The 14288-nt window shown below is 66.8% G+C and carries 10 protein-coding genes; 7 read left to right on the top strand and 3 right to left on the bottom strand.

The window, feature by feature from the left end; genetic code table 11:
• Nucleotides 1-48: 48 nt before the first annotated feature.
• Nucleotides 49-1233 (top strand): class I SAM-dependent methyltransferase, encoded by a 1185-nt coding sequence (locus GOC52_RS17450; RefSeq protein ID WP_191850016.1) that lies wholly within the window; start codon nucleotides 49-51, stop codon nucleotides 1231-1233.
• Complete coding sequence (locus GOC52_RS17445; protein WP_010480949.1) at nucleotides 1230-1622, top strand: VanZ family protein; 393 nt, start codon at nucleotides 1230-1232, stop codon at nucleotides 1620-1622. The genes GOC52_RS17450 and GOC52_RS17445 overlap by 4 nt, the downstream gene beginning before the upstream one ends.
• Before the next feature lie 124 nt (nucleotides 1623-1746).
• On the opposite strand, the gene GOC52_RS17440 is transcribed toward GOC52_RS17445, so the two are convergent.
• From GOC52_RS17440 to GOC52_RS17430, 3 genes are all read right to left on the bottom strand, one after another.
• Entirely contained in the window at nucleotides 1747-4101 is a 2355-nt protein-coding gene (locus GOC52_RS17440) for a beta-N-acetylhexosaminidase (protein WP_049409114.1), read from the bottom strand.
• Between the two features lie 111 nt (nucleotides 4102-4212).
• Nucleotides 4213-6921, bottom strand: coding sequence for a TonB-dependent receptor (locus GOC52_RS17435; protein ID WP_191850014.1), 2709 nt, complete (start codon nucleotides 6919-6921; stop codon nucleotides 4213-4215).
• Nucleotides 6922-7064: 143 nt separating this feature from the next.
• Nucleotides 7065-8084, bottom strand: a complete 1020-nt coding sequence (locus tag GOC52_RS17430; RefSeq protein WP_053443519.1) for a glucokinase family protein — start codon at nucleotides 8082-8084, stop codon at nucleotides 7065-7067.
• 376 nt (nucleotides 8085-8460) lie between these two features.
• Between GOC52_RS17430 and GOC52_RS17425 the strand changes: the two genes are divergently transcribed.
• From GOC52_RS17425 to GOC52_RS17405, 5 genes are read left to right on the top strand one after another with little or no spacing between them, the layout of a single operon-like run.
• On the top strand, nucleotides 8461-9753 hold the full coding sequence (locus tag GOC52_RS17425) for a sugar MFS transporter (protein WP_191850012.1): 1293 nt from the start codon (nucleotides 8461-8463) through the stop codon (nucleotides 9751-9753).
• A gap of 39 nt (nucleotides 9754-9792) precedes the next feature.
• Nucleotides 9793-10860: a LacI family DNA-binding transcriptional regulator gene (locus tag GOC52_RS17420; protein WP_100446739.1), complete on the top strand. Its 1068-nt coding sequence runs from the start codon at nucleotides 9793-9795 to the stop codon at nucleotides 10858-10860.
• Nucleotides 10861-10867: 7 nt separating this feature from the next.
• Nucleotides 10868-11896 carry an SIS domain-containing protein gene (locus GOC52_RS17415; protein WP_019338836.1) on the top strand — a complete coding sequence of 343 codons (1029 nt, stop codon included), beginning with the start codon at nucleotides 10868-10870 and terminating at the stop codon, nucleotides 11894-11896.
• Nucleotides 11896-13044: an N-acetylglucosamine-6-phosphate deacetylase gene (gene nagA / locus GOC52_RS17410; RefSeq protein WP_191850010.1), complete on the top strand. Its 1149-nt coding sequence runs from the start codon at nucleotides 11896-11898 to the stop codon at nucleotides 13042-13044. The genes GOC52_RS17415 and nagA overlap by 1 nt, the downstream gene beginning before the upstream one ends.
• On the top strand, nucleotides 13044-14111 hold the full coding sequence (locus tag GOC52_RS17405; protein WP_191850008.1) for an acyltransferase family protein: 1068 nt from the start codon (nucleotides 13044-13046) through the stop codon (nucleotides 14109-14111). The genes nagA and GOC52_RS17405 overlap by 1 nt, the downstream gene beginning before the upstream one ends.
• Nucleotides 14112-14288: the final 177 nt, after the last annotated feature.

Raw genomic sequence — 14288 nt, 5'->3', positions numbered from 1 at the left:
CAAGGCTCGGCTATCCTGTGCACCATTGTCACCGCATTCGAAGACGCCATGCAGCCCACCTTCCCCCTGCCCGAAGCCGATGCCCTGGCCCACAGCGACCAGCTGGCCGCCGCCCTGCGCGCCGAGATCCTTGCCCAGGGCGGGGCGATGCCCTTCTCGCGCTTCATGGAGCTGTGCCTGTATACCCCTGGCTGGGGTTACTACAGCGCCGGCGCCAGCAAGTTCGGTGGCAGTGGTGACTTCACCACCGCGCCCGAGCTTGGCAGCCTGTTCGCCGGCAGCGTGGCCAATGCGCTGGCGCCGGTGTTCGCGCAGCTGGGTGCACAGGCGCGGATGCTGGAACTGGGCGGCGGTACCGGCGCCTTTGCCGAGGCCGTGCTGCTGCGCCTGGCCGAACTGGACGCGCTGCCGTCGCGCTATGCCATCCTCGAACCCAGCGCGGACCTGCGCGAGCGCCAGCAGCAGCGCCTGCAGCAGAACCTGCCGGCCGAGCTGGCCGCGCGCGTGGACTGGGTCGACCGCCCGTTCGAAGAGGACTGGGAAGGCGTGGTGTTCGCCAACGAGGTGATCGACGCGCTGCCGACGCCGCGCTTCCTGATCCGCGATGGCGAGGTCTATGAGGAAACCGTCGAGCTGGATGCCGAAGGCAACTTCATCCGTGGTGCGCAGCCGGCCGATATCCTGCTCAACGGTGCGGTGCGCCACATCGAGCGCTACCTGGAAAAGCCCTTCGCCGAAGGCTACCGCTCCGAGGTGCTGCCGCAGCTGCCGTACTGGCTGCAGGCGGTGGCCGGCGGCCTGCAGCGTGGCGCGATGCTGTTCGTCGACTACGGTTACAACCGCGGCGAGTTCTACCAGCACGACCGCGAAGATGGCACCGTGCGCGCGTTCTACCGCCACCACGTGCACAACGACGTGCACCGCTGGCCGGGCCTGCAGGACATTACGGCGTCGGTGGATTTCACCGCGATGGCCGAGGCCGGCATGCACGGCGGTTTCGAGCTGGCCGGCTACTGCAGCCAGGCCAGCTTCCTGCTCGGTAATGGCCTGGACCAGGTGCTGCTGCTGGCCGAGGAACGCACCGACGAGGTCGGCCGCATCCAGTTGCGCGACCAGGTGAAGAAGCTGACCCTGCCGACCGAGATGGGCGAGCGCTTCCAGGCCATCGGCCTGCAGCGTGGCGTCGATTTCGAACCGGCCTTCGAACTGGGTGACCTGAGCTGGCGCCTGTGAGCGAGGTGTTGCCGGTGATCAAGCCGTTGCGGCGGCCGCGGTTGTGGGCCGTGCTGTGGGGTTTGGCCGTGCTGCTGGTGATTGTGGTCTGCCTGATCCCGCCACCGCCGATTCCGTTGCCGGAAAACAGCGACAAGGGCGAACACTTCCTCGCCTATTTCATCCTGGCAGGCAGCGCGGTGCAGCTGTTCCGTCGGGGCCGCCCGCTGCTGTGGGTGGGCGTGGGCCTGGTGCTGATGGGCATCGGCATCGAGTTCGCGCAGGGCGCGCTGACCAGCAACCGCATGGCCGACCCGATGGATGCCATCGCCAACACGATCGGTGTGCTCGCCGGCATGGCCACCGCACTGACCCCGCTGCGCGACCTGCTGCTGCGCTGGCGCGGGTGAGGTTCCTGTAGAGCCGAGCCCATGCTCGGCTTTCCGGTTGAAAAGCAGCCGAGCATGGGCCCGGCTCTACAGTAGATCCACGCGATGCGTGGATCCGGCCGCAAAGCGCAACCAAGGTTGGCACCTACCTGAGCGTGACCTCATCCAGCACCCACATCGCCGGGCGCGTGTCGCCGGTGAAGTTGATGCACAGATCGCCGTTGCCAGCGGTGCCCTTCGGCAGCGCCGCGCGCAGGGTCACGAAGCCGTCGGCATCGGTCTGCGCCGGCAGCGGCACCTGAGCCAGCACCTTGCCCGTGCAATCACCGCGGCGGATCAGCATTTCACCGTGTGCGCTCCGGGCCTTTTCGAAGCGGCGCTTCGGCTCGTCGTGGGCCAGCTGGAAGTAGTACGGAATACGCCCCGCACGCACTTCCACGTTGCCGATGCCGTCCAGCTGCGCCTGCGGCCAGCGCCAGCACGGCTGGAAGATGTCCACGTTGAACACCGCACGCGTTCCCTCACGCGGGCCATCGTCTTCCAGGCGCAATACCAGGCCCTTCGTGCCCACGCAGCTGAGCAGCTCATCGCTGCGGCGGCTGAGCAGCGACTGCACGGTGAATGCGGCGATGGTCGGCTTCGCGGCCAGCATCTGCCCCTGGTAGAACGCCGCCGCCTGCACGGTGGTCGGCAGTTTCCCGGTCAGCGGCTGCTGGTACAGCGGCGACTGCGCGGTCACCGGTTGGCCATCGGTGCTGTAGCGCACTTCATAACCCAGCGGATTGGCCAGCGACACGGTCACTGTGCCGGCCGCGCGGTTGTCGGTGTAGTCCACGCCCACTTCGAACGGGGTCTGCGCATAGGCCAGGCCCCAGGCACGGTAGCGCTGCAGTTGGGAGGGCAGGCGCGCGAGGAAATCGCGGAAGTCGCGATGCTCCGACGTGCTCCAGCCGGTCTCGGCCACCGCGGCCAGGCGCGGGAACAGGTTGTGCTGCAGGCGTGCATAGCTGCGCGTGTGCTCGGTGAACATGTTGGCCTGCAGGCCCAGGATGTGCCCACGCTTGTCGGCGGCCAGCTCGGCCGGCACCGGCTCGAAGTTGTAGAGCTTGCCGAGGTTGACCTGGGTCGGACGGCCCGGCGGTTCATTTGGCGAGGCCGTCTGCAGGTAATCCAGGTACAGGTAGCCGACCGGCGACATGATCACGTCATGGCCGGCGCTGGCCGCAGCCAGGCCGCCTTCGGTGCCCTGCCACGACATCACTGTGGCCTGCGGCGGCAATCCGCCTTCGAGGATTTCGTCCCAGCCGATCAGGCGCCGGTCGTGTTCCTCCAGGAAGGTTTCCAGGCGCTTGATGATGTGGCTCTGCATGGCCATTTCATTCTTGATGCCCAGCGCACGCATGCGCTGCTGCACCCGCTTGGATGCTTCCCACTGGTCCTTCACCGCCTCGTCGCCACCGACGTGCACGTACCTGGCCGGGAACAGCGCGATCACTTCTTCCAGCACGTTCTCGAGGAAGGTGACGGTGCTGTCTTCCACGTTGAACAGGTTTGGGAACACGCCCCATTCGCTGATCGGCTTCAGCGGCGTATCGATGGTGCCCAGCTCCGGATACGCGGCAATCGCAGCAGTCGCGTGGCCCGGTACATCGATTTCCGGAATCACCTGGATATGCAGCTTCGCGGCATAGGCGATCACTTCGCGGATCTGCTCCTGGGTGTAGAAGCCGCAGTACGGATGCTCCTGGCCGCTGACCGGATCGATGCCGCCGTCACCGGCCGGCAGGCGGCAGCTGCCCACTTCGGTCAGCTTCGGGTAGCGCTTGATCTCCATGCGCCAGCCCTGGTCGTCGGTCAGGTGCCAGTGGAAGGTGTTGAGCTTGTGCGCGGCCATCGCGTCGAGCACGTGCTTGATCTCGTCCAGGCTCTGGAAGTGACGGGCGGAGTCGAGCATGAAGCCGCGCCAGCTGAAGCGCGGCGCGTCCTGGATCTGCACTGCGGGCAGCACGCCGTTGCTGCCGCCGGTGGCGAGCTGGGCGAGGGTGGTCGCGCCGTAGAACAGGCCGGTTTCGTTGCCAGCCTGCACCAGCACGCCCTGTGCGGTGCTTTCCAGCGTGTAGCCCTCACCGCTGTCGCGGAAGGTGGGCACGATCTGGAAGCGGATGCTGCCGGCCTTGGCGCTGACTTTGCCCTTGGCCAGTGCCAGGCGCGGGCCACCGCTGCGGGCCAGCAGGTCGGCGAACTGGTTGGCGACGCGCTGCGCGGCTTCGCCTTCGGCCTGCAGCACGGTATCGGCGCGCACGGTGATGCCGCTGCCCTGGCCGCGCTGCACGGTGGCCGGGGCGGGAATCAGCATCAGGCTGCCGGCGCGCAGCTGCGGGCCGGGTGCTTCAGCGGCAGGCGTGGGGTCGGCGGCAAGTGCCGGCAGCGCCGGCAACAGGGCGAGCAGGCTGCCCAGCAGCACTGCGCTGCGCATCCGGGCGCGGGAAGGCTTGACCATCGGTACGACTCCTTGGAACGGTGCGATGAACGCTATACATGAAAAACGCCGGGCCCGGAATGACCCAGGCCCGGCGTGCGTGCACGACTCGGCGATGTTGCTGCCGCTGGATCAGTACTTGAAGCGGAAGTTGAGGTAGTACTGGCGACCGTTGCTGTAGAACGAGGTCGGGATCGCCGCGGTCTGGTAGTACTTGTAGGTCGGGTTGTTGAGGTTGAGCGCATCGAAGCTGATGCTCAGCCAGTCGGTGGCCTTGTAGCTCAGCGACGCCGACAGGGTGCCGAAGTCATCCTGGTAGTACGGGTTGGCGCCGGACAGGCCGATCAGGAACGACGAACGGCGGGTGTAGCTGACGCGTGCACCGAAGGTATCGTTCTCGAAGTAGGCACCGACGTTGTAGGTGTTCTTCGAAGTGCCGAGCAGGTTGTCGGTTCCATCGGCCCAGGTGTGTTCGGTGCTGCCATCGGCGTAGGTGTAGTTGGCATTGACACCGAAGTACTCGCCGATCGGCTGCTCATAGGCCACTTCGATACCGCGGACCTTGCCGTCGGCATTGCGCGGGCGGGAGATGTTGTATTCCTCGAGACGGTTGGTCAGCTCGCTGAACAGCATCTCCTTTTCGGTGCTGAAGGCCACGTAGTCCTTCAGGCGCATCGAGTAGGCACCGATCGACAACATGCCGCGCGGCATGAAGTACCACTCCAGGTTGGCATCGAAGTTGGTCGACACCACCGGCTTCAGCTTCGGATTGCCGCCACCGCCAGTCCGGTTCAGGTCCGAACCGTAGGACGAGGCACCCAGTGCCGAGAAGTCCGGCAGGGTCTGGGTCTGCGAGGCGGCCACGCGCAGCACCAGGTCGTCGCGCAGGTCGTACTTGAAGTTGGCGCTCGGCAGCACGCGGTTGTGCTTGTTCTCGAAAGCTTCGCGGGTCCACGCGCCGAACAGGCTGCTCACGTCCGGCACGGTCGAGCCGGTGGCGGCGGCGTAGGTATCGATATCCTGCTTGATGTTGACGTAGCGCAGGCCGACGTTGCCGCTCCAGCGGTCGCCGCTGAAGTTGCCCTGTACGTACGCGGCGAAGTTCTTCTCGGACACCTTCCACTCGGCGCCGTAGTTGTGGCGGCCGGTCGGGCCGTCATTGCCGGACAGCCAAGTGGAGTTGTTGGTCACCGCTTCCTTCAGCGCACCCGGGGTGAAGTACCACAGGTCACGCGGGAAGCTGCCACCGATGCCGTTGGCAAAGCCGCCGGGGAAGTTGGCGGTAGCGCCGTTCTTCAGCGCATTCCAGATCGCGCCCGGGGTTGCGCCTTCCGGCGACTTGGCCTCGCGCTTGTGGTCGCCGAAGCGGGCGCCGAAATCGATCGAGTTCAGTACGCCAGCGTCGGCGAAGTACTGGTTGAAATCGAGCGTGGCCCACTTTTCCTTGTCGATCGCGGTGACCTGCTGGTTGCCCCAGGTGCCGAAGTCGGTCACGCCGCTCGGGCCGATGTTGCCACCGACGTTCCAGTCGATCGGCGAGCCGTTGCCGTGGGTTGCCCAGGTGGCGCCGCCACCACGGGCCAGGTTGACTTCGGCGATGTACTGGCGCGGCGTTTCGCCGGTGCCCTTGGTGCTGCCAGCCTGGAACTTCATGCCCAGGTTGTCGCTGATCTGCCAGTCGGCATCGAAGGTGATGTAGTTGGTCTTGGCCTTCGACTCGCGATAGATCATGTCGTACACCGCGTAGTCGCGGTCGGCCTGGCCGGCGAAGGTGGCGTTGGACAGCACGCCATCCTTGACGACGTAACCCGGATTCGGGGCCTGGCCCGGAATCAGGATCTTGTTGCCATTGGCATCTTCAACGGTACGGTCGTTGAGGATGCGGCCGCCCCACAGCATGAAGTTGCGGTTGTAGTTGTTCGCCTTCAGTTCCGAGCTGAAGCCTTCCAGGCCCAGGGTCAGGTTGTCCATCGGCTTGAACTGCAGCGACACCAGGCCGCCCTTGCGCTCGCGGGTCTGTTCAAACAGGGTCGAGCCGAGCAGGCCCGGCGCGTACACGCCGGCCAGGTCCGGGTTGGACTTGGCCACGGTGCCATTCGGATCGATCTGGAAGAAGCCGCCCGGGATTTCCTGCGCTTCGCGGCGCAGCTCGCGCTTCTGGCTGAAGGCCTGCACCATCACGCCGAAGTTGCCTTCGTCGTTCTTGTAGTTGAACAGTGCCGACAGCTGCGGGTCGTTGGACTTGGCCTGGTCCGAACGCACCATGCCGATGGAGCCTTCCGCAGTGAGCTGCTTGGAGAATTCCAGCGGCTTGCGGGTGAGGATGTTGACGGTACCGGTGGTGCCGCCGTCCTGCAGCTTGGCCTGCGAGGACTTGTTCACTTCCACCGAGCGCACCAGTTCCGACGGCAGCAACGAGTAGCTGACGCTGCGGCCGACGTTGTTGCCCTGGCTGAGCACGAACCAGTCGGCGGTGCCGACGGTGTGGCCGTTGATCAGGGTCTGGGTCAGGCTCGGGCTGGTACCGCGCAGGCTGACACGGTCGGCTTCGTCGAAGCCGCCTTCGTCGGCGCTGGACGAGCTGATGTTCACGCCCGGCAGGCGCTGCAGCGTATCGGCGACGTTGTGCGCGGGCAGCTTGCCCACGTCTTCGGCGGTGACCACTTCCACGCGTGCATTGGCTTCGCGCTTGGTATCCAGCGACTTTTCCATCGAACCACGGATGCCGGTGACCTGCACGGTATCCAGGTCGGTGGCGGTCTGGGCGGCCTGCTGCGCGTGCGCACTGAAGGCGATGCAGCTGACGATGGCGGCCGAAAGCAGGGTCTTGCGGGTGTTCATGATGTCTCTCCTCATCACTCGATTGGATGCCGGCGGCGGTGTTCGGTTACGGTTGCGATGACATGCGCGGGGTGGCGGCGAAGTCCCGTGCGTTGGCGTGCCACGTACTGCGTGCTGCGATTGCGTTGAAGCCTGTTGCGGTGTCAGGCGGCCGACTGCTGCTGCAGGTACCAGCTTGCAGCGCCGACCACGCCCAGCTGGCCGTGTTCGACGACCTTCACCGGGATGCGTGCCAGTGCTTCGCCCATCGGCCCCTTCTGCAGGTAGCGTTCGACGAAGGTGCTGGCGTGCAGGTATTCGCGGATCTGCGGCAGGATGCCGCCGGCCAGGTAGACGCCACCGTGGGCGCCGTAGAACAGGGCCATGTCGCCGATGGTGCTGCCGAGCAGGCCGCAGAACACATCCAGCGCCTGGCGCGCGCGTGCATCGGAATCGGCCATGGCGGCGGCGGTGACCGCATCGGGGCTGGCCAGCGTCGGTGCCTGCCCCTGCAGCGCACACACCGCGCGGTACAGGTTCATCAGGCCCGGGCCGGAGATCGCATGTTCGATCGATACATGGGCGCGGTCGCGCTGCATGTGGCGGACGATGGCCATTTCCAGTTCGGTGCTGGCGGCCAGGGTCGGCTGGCCGGCTTCGGTGGGAAGCACCACCGGGCCGTGCGCGGTGGGAATCCACAGTGCTGCACCGAGGCCGGTACCGGGGCCGACCACCAGGGTCGGGCCGCGCGTGGCGGTGTCCGGCCCGCACAGGTGCAGCACGCCGCTGGCGTCCACCTGCGCGGCGGCATAGGCCACCGCTTCGAAGTCGTTGACGATGTAGACCCGCTGCAGGCCGACGTCGGCTTCCACCTGGCGCGCCGACAGCGGCCACGGCAGGTTGGCGGTGATCACCGTGCCGTCCTCGCGGGCGTAGCCGGCGCTGGCGACCACGCAATGCGTGGGCCGCGGGCCTTCGCCGAGGAAGTCGGACAGGATCGCGCTGAGGCCGGCATGGTCGGCATTGCGGTACTTGCGGTACTCCAGCACCTGCACCGGGTGGGCGGCATCACCGCTGGCCTGGACCCTGGCCACGCGCACATGGGTGCCACCGACGTCGGCGGCCAGGAACGAGGGCGCGACTCGGGACAGGACATGGGCCGGGGCGGGGTGGCTGGCGGTCACGCGGGCTCCTGCTGCAGGTGGGGCCGGCCCCGGGATCGGGGGCGGCGATTGGGGCGGAGTCTGTAACCCCGCTGACAACGATGTCAACGAGTTCGTGACACTTTCGTTGCTGCATCGCAACGAATGCGACATGCAGTAAACGTTTACATGGCGTGAGTGCGGATTTCACGTTGGAACCGTTGCTGCACATGGGCCAAGGCCTCCGGCGCATTCAGCACGATGCGTTGCGATCGGGTTGCGCAGTGCAGCACGAGGTTCACGGGGCTGCGTGTGGAAGTTGACAAACCGCAGCTGTCCATCGAAAGAATGTGACAACGTTGTTCCCAGCCACTCTCCGACGCCGCGTTCTGCGGCCGTCGCCGCAGGAGCCCTCCTGATGTCCGCCGTCCCCGCTGCAAGCGCGCGCCCGAACGTGGCCACCTCCATCGCCATCGTTGGCGTGTTGTTCTTCCTGATCGGCTTCTTCACCTGGCTCAACGGCCCGTTGATCACCTTCGTCAAGTTGGCCTTCGAACTCAGCGAGGTCGGCGCCTTCCTGGTGCTGATGGTGTTCTACCTGTCCTACTTCTTCCTGGCCCTGCCGGCGTCATGGATCCTGCGCCGCACCGGCATGAAGAAGGGCCTCAGCCTGAGCCTGCTGGTGATGGCCGGCGGCGCGGCACTCTTCGGTGAATTCGCGACGCAGCGCTGGTACCCCGGCGCGCTGGGCGGGCTGTTCGTGATCGGCAGCGGGCTGGCCCTGCTGCAGACGGCGATCAATCCCTACATCTCCATCCTCGGCCCGATCGAGACGGCGGCACGCCGCATCGCGCTGATGGGCATCTGCAACAAGATCGCCGGCATGCTGGCGCCGGTGCTGATCGGCACCCTGGTACTGCATGGCATCGGTGACCTGGACAAGCAGGTGCAGGCCGCCGACGCGGTCACCAAGGTCGCGCTGCTCAACGAATTCGCCTCCAAGATCCATGCGCCGTACCTGGCGATGGCCGCGCTGCTGGTGGTGCTGGCGGTGGCCGTGCTGTTCTCGCCTCTGCCGGAGATCAAGTCCTCCGAAGCCAATGCAACGCCGTCAGGGGCACCGGGAACGGCCGAGCGCCGCAGCATCTTCCAGTTCCCGCATCTGTGGCTGGGCGTGCTGTGCCTGTTCGTGTACGTAGGCGTGGAAGTCATGGCCGGTGATGCGATCGGCACCTACGGCCACGGTTTCGGCTTGCCGCTGGACCAGACCAAGATGTTCACCTCGCTGACGCTGGGTGCGATGTTGGCCGGCTACGTGGTCGGCCTGCTGGCGATCCCTGGCCTGGTCTCGCAGTCGCGCTACCTGACCATTTCGGCAGTGATGGGCGTGGTGTTCTGCCTGGGCGCCTGGGCTACGCACGGCTACGTCTCGGTGGCCTTCGTGGCGCTGCTGGGCTTTGCCAACGCCATGATGTGGCCGGCCATCTTCCCGCTGGCGATCCGCGGCCTGGGCCGCTTCACCGAGACCGGCTCGGCCCTGTTGGTGATGGGCATCGCCGGCGGCGCGATCATTCCGCAGCTGTTCGCCGTGCTCAAGCAGCACATCGACTTCCAGCTGGTGTTCGTGCTGCTGATGGTGCCGTGCTACCTGTACATCCTGTTTTATTCGGTGGTCGGCCACCGCGCCGGCCTGCCGCAGGACAAGGCCTGATCGGCGATGATGGACGGCAGCCAACCCCAGGGAAAACCCATGCGCAGAGCGACCATCAAGGACGTTGCGGAGAAGGCCAAGGTCTCGCTGAAAACGGTCTCGCGGGTGATCAACAACGAGCCTTCGGTGATGCAGGCCACCCGTGCGCGGGTGCTGCGTGCCATTGCTGAACTCGATTACGAGCCCGATCCGTCGGCGCGCAACCTGCGCAGCGGCACCACCTTCGTGATCGGGCTGGTCTACGACAACCCGAACCCGTACCACATCATCGGCGTGCAGAACGGCGTGCTGGCCGCCTGCCGCGAGACCGGTTTCGGCCTCCAGATCCACCCCTGCGATTCCAGCTCGCCGCTATTGGCCGATGAGCTGGCCGACTGGGTGCAGCGTTCGCGGCTGGCCGGGCTGGTGCTGACCGCGCCGATGTCCGAGCGCCGCGACCTGATCCAGGCGCTGACTGCGCGCGGCATCAAGCTGGTGCGGATCATCGCCGCCACCGAAGACCCCGCCGACGGTGCCTGCGTGTTCGTCGACGACCGCGAGGCGGCCTACGAAATCACCGAGCACCTGATCCAGCTGGGCCACCAGCGCATCGGCTTCCTCTGGGGCGGCATCTCGCACCGCTCCTCGGGCGAACGCTATGCCGGTTACGAAGCCGCGCTGAAGGACTACGGCATGACCGTGGACAAGCATCTGGTGGTGCAGGGCGACTACACCTTCGACGATGGTTTCCGCGGCGCGCGCCGCCTGCTGGCGCTGCGCGAGCCGCCCACCGCCATCTTCGGTTCCAACGACGAAATCGCTGCCGGCGTGCTGGCCGCCGCCAAGTCGGCCGGCATGAACGTGCCCTACGACCTGTCCATTGCCGGCTTCGAGGACAGCCCGTTCTCGCGCCAGTCGTGGCCGCCGCTGACCACCGCCAAGCAGGCCACCGAGGACATCGCCCGCCATGCCGCGCGCCTGCTGATCGCGCAGCTGCGCAGCGACGCCTACGACGATGCGCCGGCACCACTGCACAACCAGGGCTTCGTGCCGCAGCTGGTGGTGCGCGGTTCGACCGCGCCGATGCGCCCGGCCGGCGTACGCCCCCTTCCTTCCGATCCTGCCTGAGCCTGCCATGTCGCTGTCAGACCCCACTTCCACCCTGATGTTCGCCGAGGCCGCTGAAGCGGCTGACGTGGTTGCCCGCCAGTTCTCGCGCAACCACGCCACCCTGGAATCCCTGGCCGCCAGCCTGCGTGCTGCGCCGCCCCCGTTCGTGGTCACCTGCGCACGCGGCAGTTCCGATCATGCCGCCACCTATGGCAAGTACCTGCTGGAAACCCAGCTGGGCCTGGTGGTCGCATCGGCCTCGCCGTCGGTGGGGTCGGTCTATGCCGCACCCCTGCAGCTGCGCGGCGCACTGTTCATCGTCATCTCGCAGTCGGGCAAGAGCCCGGACCTGCTGCGCAACGCCGAGGCCGCCAAGGCCGCCGGTGCGCGCGTGATCGCGCTGGTCAACGTCGAGGATTCGCCGCTGGCGCTGCTGGCCGATACGGTCATTCCGCTGCATGCCGGTGCCGAAAAGAGCGTGGCGGCGACCAAGAGCTACCTGGCGTCGCTGGCCGCACTGCTGCAGCTGGCTGCGTACTGGAAGCAGGACAGCAGCCTTCGCGCCGCACTGGACCTGCTGCCGGACGCGATGCGCGAGGCCTGGCAGTGCGACTGGAGTGCGGTGACCGAAGGCCTGGTCGAGGCGACCAACCTGTTCGTGCTCGGCCGTGGCCTGGGCCTGGGCGCGGCCCAGGAGGCTGCACTGAAGTTCAAGGAAACCTGCAGCCTGCATGCCGAAGCCTACAGCTCGGCTGAAGTGAAGCATGGCCCGATGGCGCTGGTTGACCGTGGTTTCCCGGTGCTGGCCTTTGCCCAACCCGACGAGACCGGCGCCGGTACCCGTGCTGTCGTCGAAGAATTCACCGCGCGCGGTGCACAGGTGTGGATGGCCGGTGCCGGTGGCAACCTGCCGGTGGCGGCCGCACCGCATCCGCTGTGTGCCCCGCTGCTGACCGTGCAGAGCTTCTATCGCGCGATCAACGCGCTGGCGCTGCGCCGTGGTTTCAACCCGGATCTGCCGCCGCATCTGAACAAGGTTACGGAGACGGTGTGATGGCCACGGTCCTGCGCAACGCCCGCATCCTGGCAGGCGAGGAGTTCCGCGACGATCTGGCGGTGGTGATCGAGGACGGTCGCATCAGCGCGCTGCTGCCTGACGCTGCACCGCAGCTGGGCCAGGCGGTCGAGCAGATCGATCTGGACGGCGGCTGGCTGCTGCCCGGCTTCATCGATGTGCAGGTCAATGGCGGCGGCGGCGCGCTGTTCAACAACACGCCCGATGTCGCCTCGCTGCGCACCATCGCGCGTGCGCACCGGCGCTTCGGCACCACCGCGATGCTGCCGACGCTGATCAGCGACGATGTGGACGTGATGCGCGAAGCAATCGCTGCGATGCGCGAAGCAATCGCTCAGGGCGTGCCCGGCGTGATCGGCATCCACCTGGAAGGCCCGTACATCGCGCCGGCGCGCAAGGGCACCCACGATGCCAGCAAGTTCCGCGTGCCGGACGAAGAAGAGATCGCGCTGGCCGCCTCGCTGGACAACGGCGTGACCCTGCTGACACTGGCGCCGGAACGCGTGCCGCTGGAGACCATCCGTGCGCTGGTCGAACGTGGCGTGATCGTTGCTGCTGGCCACACTGCTGGCACGTACGAAGAGATTCGTGCCGGACTGGATGCTGGGGTGCGTGGCTTCACCCATCTGTACAACGCGATGTCGCCGCTGCAGGGCCGTGAGCCCGGTGCGGTGGGCGCTGCGCTGGAAGACCGCGACAGCTGGATCGGCATCATTGTCGATGGCGTGCATGTGCATCCGGCCAGCCTGCGCGTGGCGCTGGCGGCCAAGCCGCGCGGCCGCCTGCTGCTGGTGACCGATGCGATGCCGCCGGTTGGCGCCGACGATCCCAGTTACGTGCTGTATGGCGAAACCATCACCGCCCTCGACGGCGTGGTGCGCAATGCCGCCGGTTCGCTGGCCGGCTCGGCGCTGGACATGGCCACCGCCGTGCGCAACACCGTGCAGCTGCTCGGCCAGCCGTTGGCCGAAGCCGCACGCATGGCCTCGACTTACCCGGCGCAGTTCCTCAACGTCGACGACCGCCTGGGGCACATCGCCGAGGGCTACCAGGCCGACCTGGTGCTGCTGGATGATGCCCTGCAGGTGCGTGGCACCTGGATTACCGGACAGTACGAGGCCGCCTGATGAACGCGACGCCGCCACGCCGGCTGGGCTCGATCGACGCCCTGCGTGGCATCACCGTGGCGGCGATGCTGCTGGTCAACAACCCGGGCGACTGGAGTGCGGTGTTCGCACCGCTGCGCCATTCGGAATGGCATGGCTGCACGCCCACCGATCTGGTGTTCCCGTTCTTCCTGTTCCTGGTGGGCGTGTCGATGGCGTTCAGCGTAGCGCCGCGCGCGCTGGACGCGTCGGTGCGGCCTGCACTGGCGCGTGGCGTGCTGGAACGCGCACTGCGCATCGCCGTTGCCGGCGTGCTGCTGCACCTGCTGGTGTGGTGGGCACTGCATACGCATCACTTCCGCATCTGGGGTGTGCTGCAGCGCATTGCATTGTGCGCGGCAGTGGTGGGCCTGCTGGCGGTGTACACGCGTCCGCGCGTGCAGGCGGCCGTGCTGGTGGCGTTGCTGGTGGGGTATGCAGCGCTGCTGCTGGGCGTGGGTGACCTTGCGCCCTGGACCAACCCGGCCAGCCGTCTCGACACCACCTTGTTCGCGCCATGGATCTACCAATGGCAGGCCGATACCGGTCTGGGCCATGACCCGGAAGGATTGCTGAGCAGCCTCGGCGCGTTGGCCAGCACGGTGCTGGGCCTGCTGGCCGGCGGCCTGCTGCGCAGTGGCCGCGCCGGTGCATTGGCGGCGCTGGGTGCGATCACCGCCGTGCTCGGCCTGCTGCTGACGACGGTGTTGCCGCTCAACAAGCAGCTGTGGACGCCCAGCTACGTGCTGTGGACCGGGGGCCTGGCCGCGCTGGCATTGTGGCTGGGCCACGCGCTGATCGACCGCAAGGGATGGCCCGCACTGGGCCGTCGCTTCGGTGTCAATGCGATCACCGCCTATCTGGGGGCCTCGGTGATGTCGGTGATCCTGCTGGCGACCGGTGCCTGGGAGTGGGTGTGGCAGCAGCTGGCTGCAGCGATGCCGCAGGTGCTGGAGCTGGCCTCGATGTTGCAGGCGTTGGTGTTCGTTGCGCTGTGGTGGGGCGTGGCGTGGTGGCTGGACCGACGTCGCATTTATCTGAAGATCTGAGCGCGGGCAAAGATAGTAGCGAACGGCTCATCCACGCATGGCGTGGATCTACTGGGCCAGGATTGCAGTAGATCCACGCCATGCGTGGATGCTCTTGGCGGGCCAATGATGGTGAACGCATTCATCGATATGCGGGGCGCGTGAGCACTTCCCGATTTCACATCGAAAGCGTGACCG

The sequence above is a fragment of the Stenotrophomonas sp. SXG-1 genome (genome assembly GCF_014083965.1).
GTDB lineage: Bacteria > Pseudomonadota > Gammaproteobacteria > Xanthomonadales > Xanthomonadaceae > Stenotrophomonas > Stenotrophomonas geniculata.
Note: the sequence above shows the minus strand (reverse complement) of the source record. Positions and strands in the feature narration are given on the sequence as shown.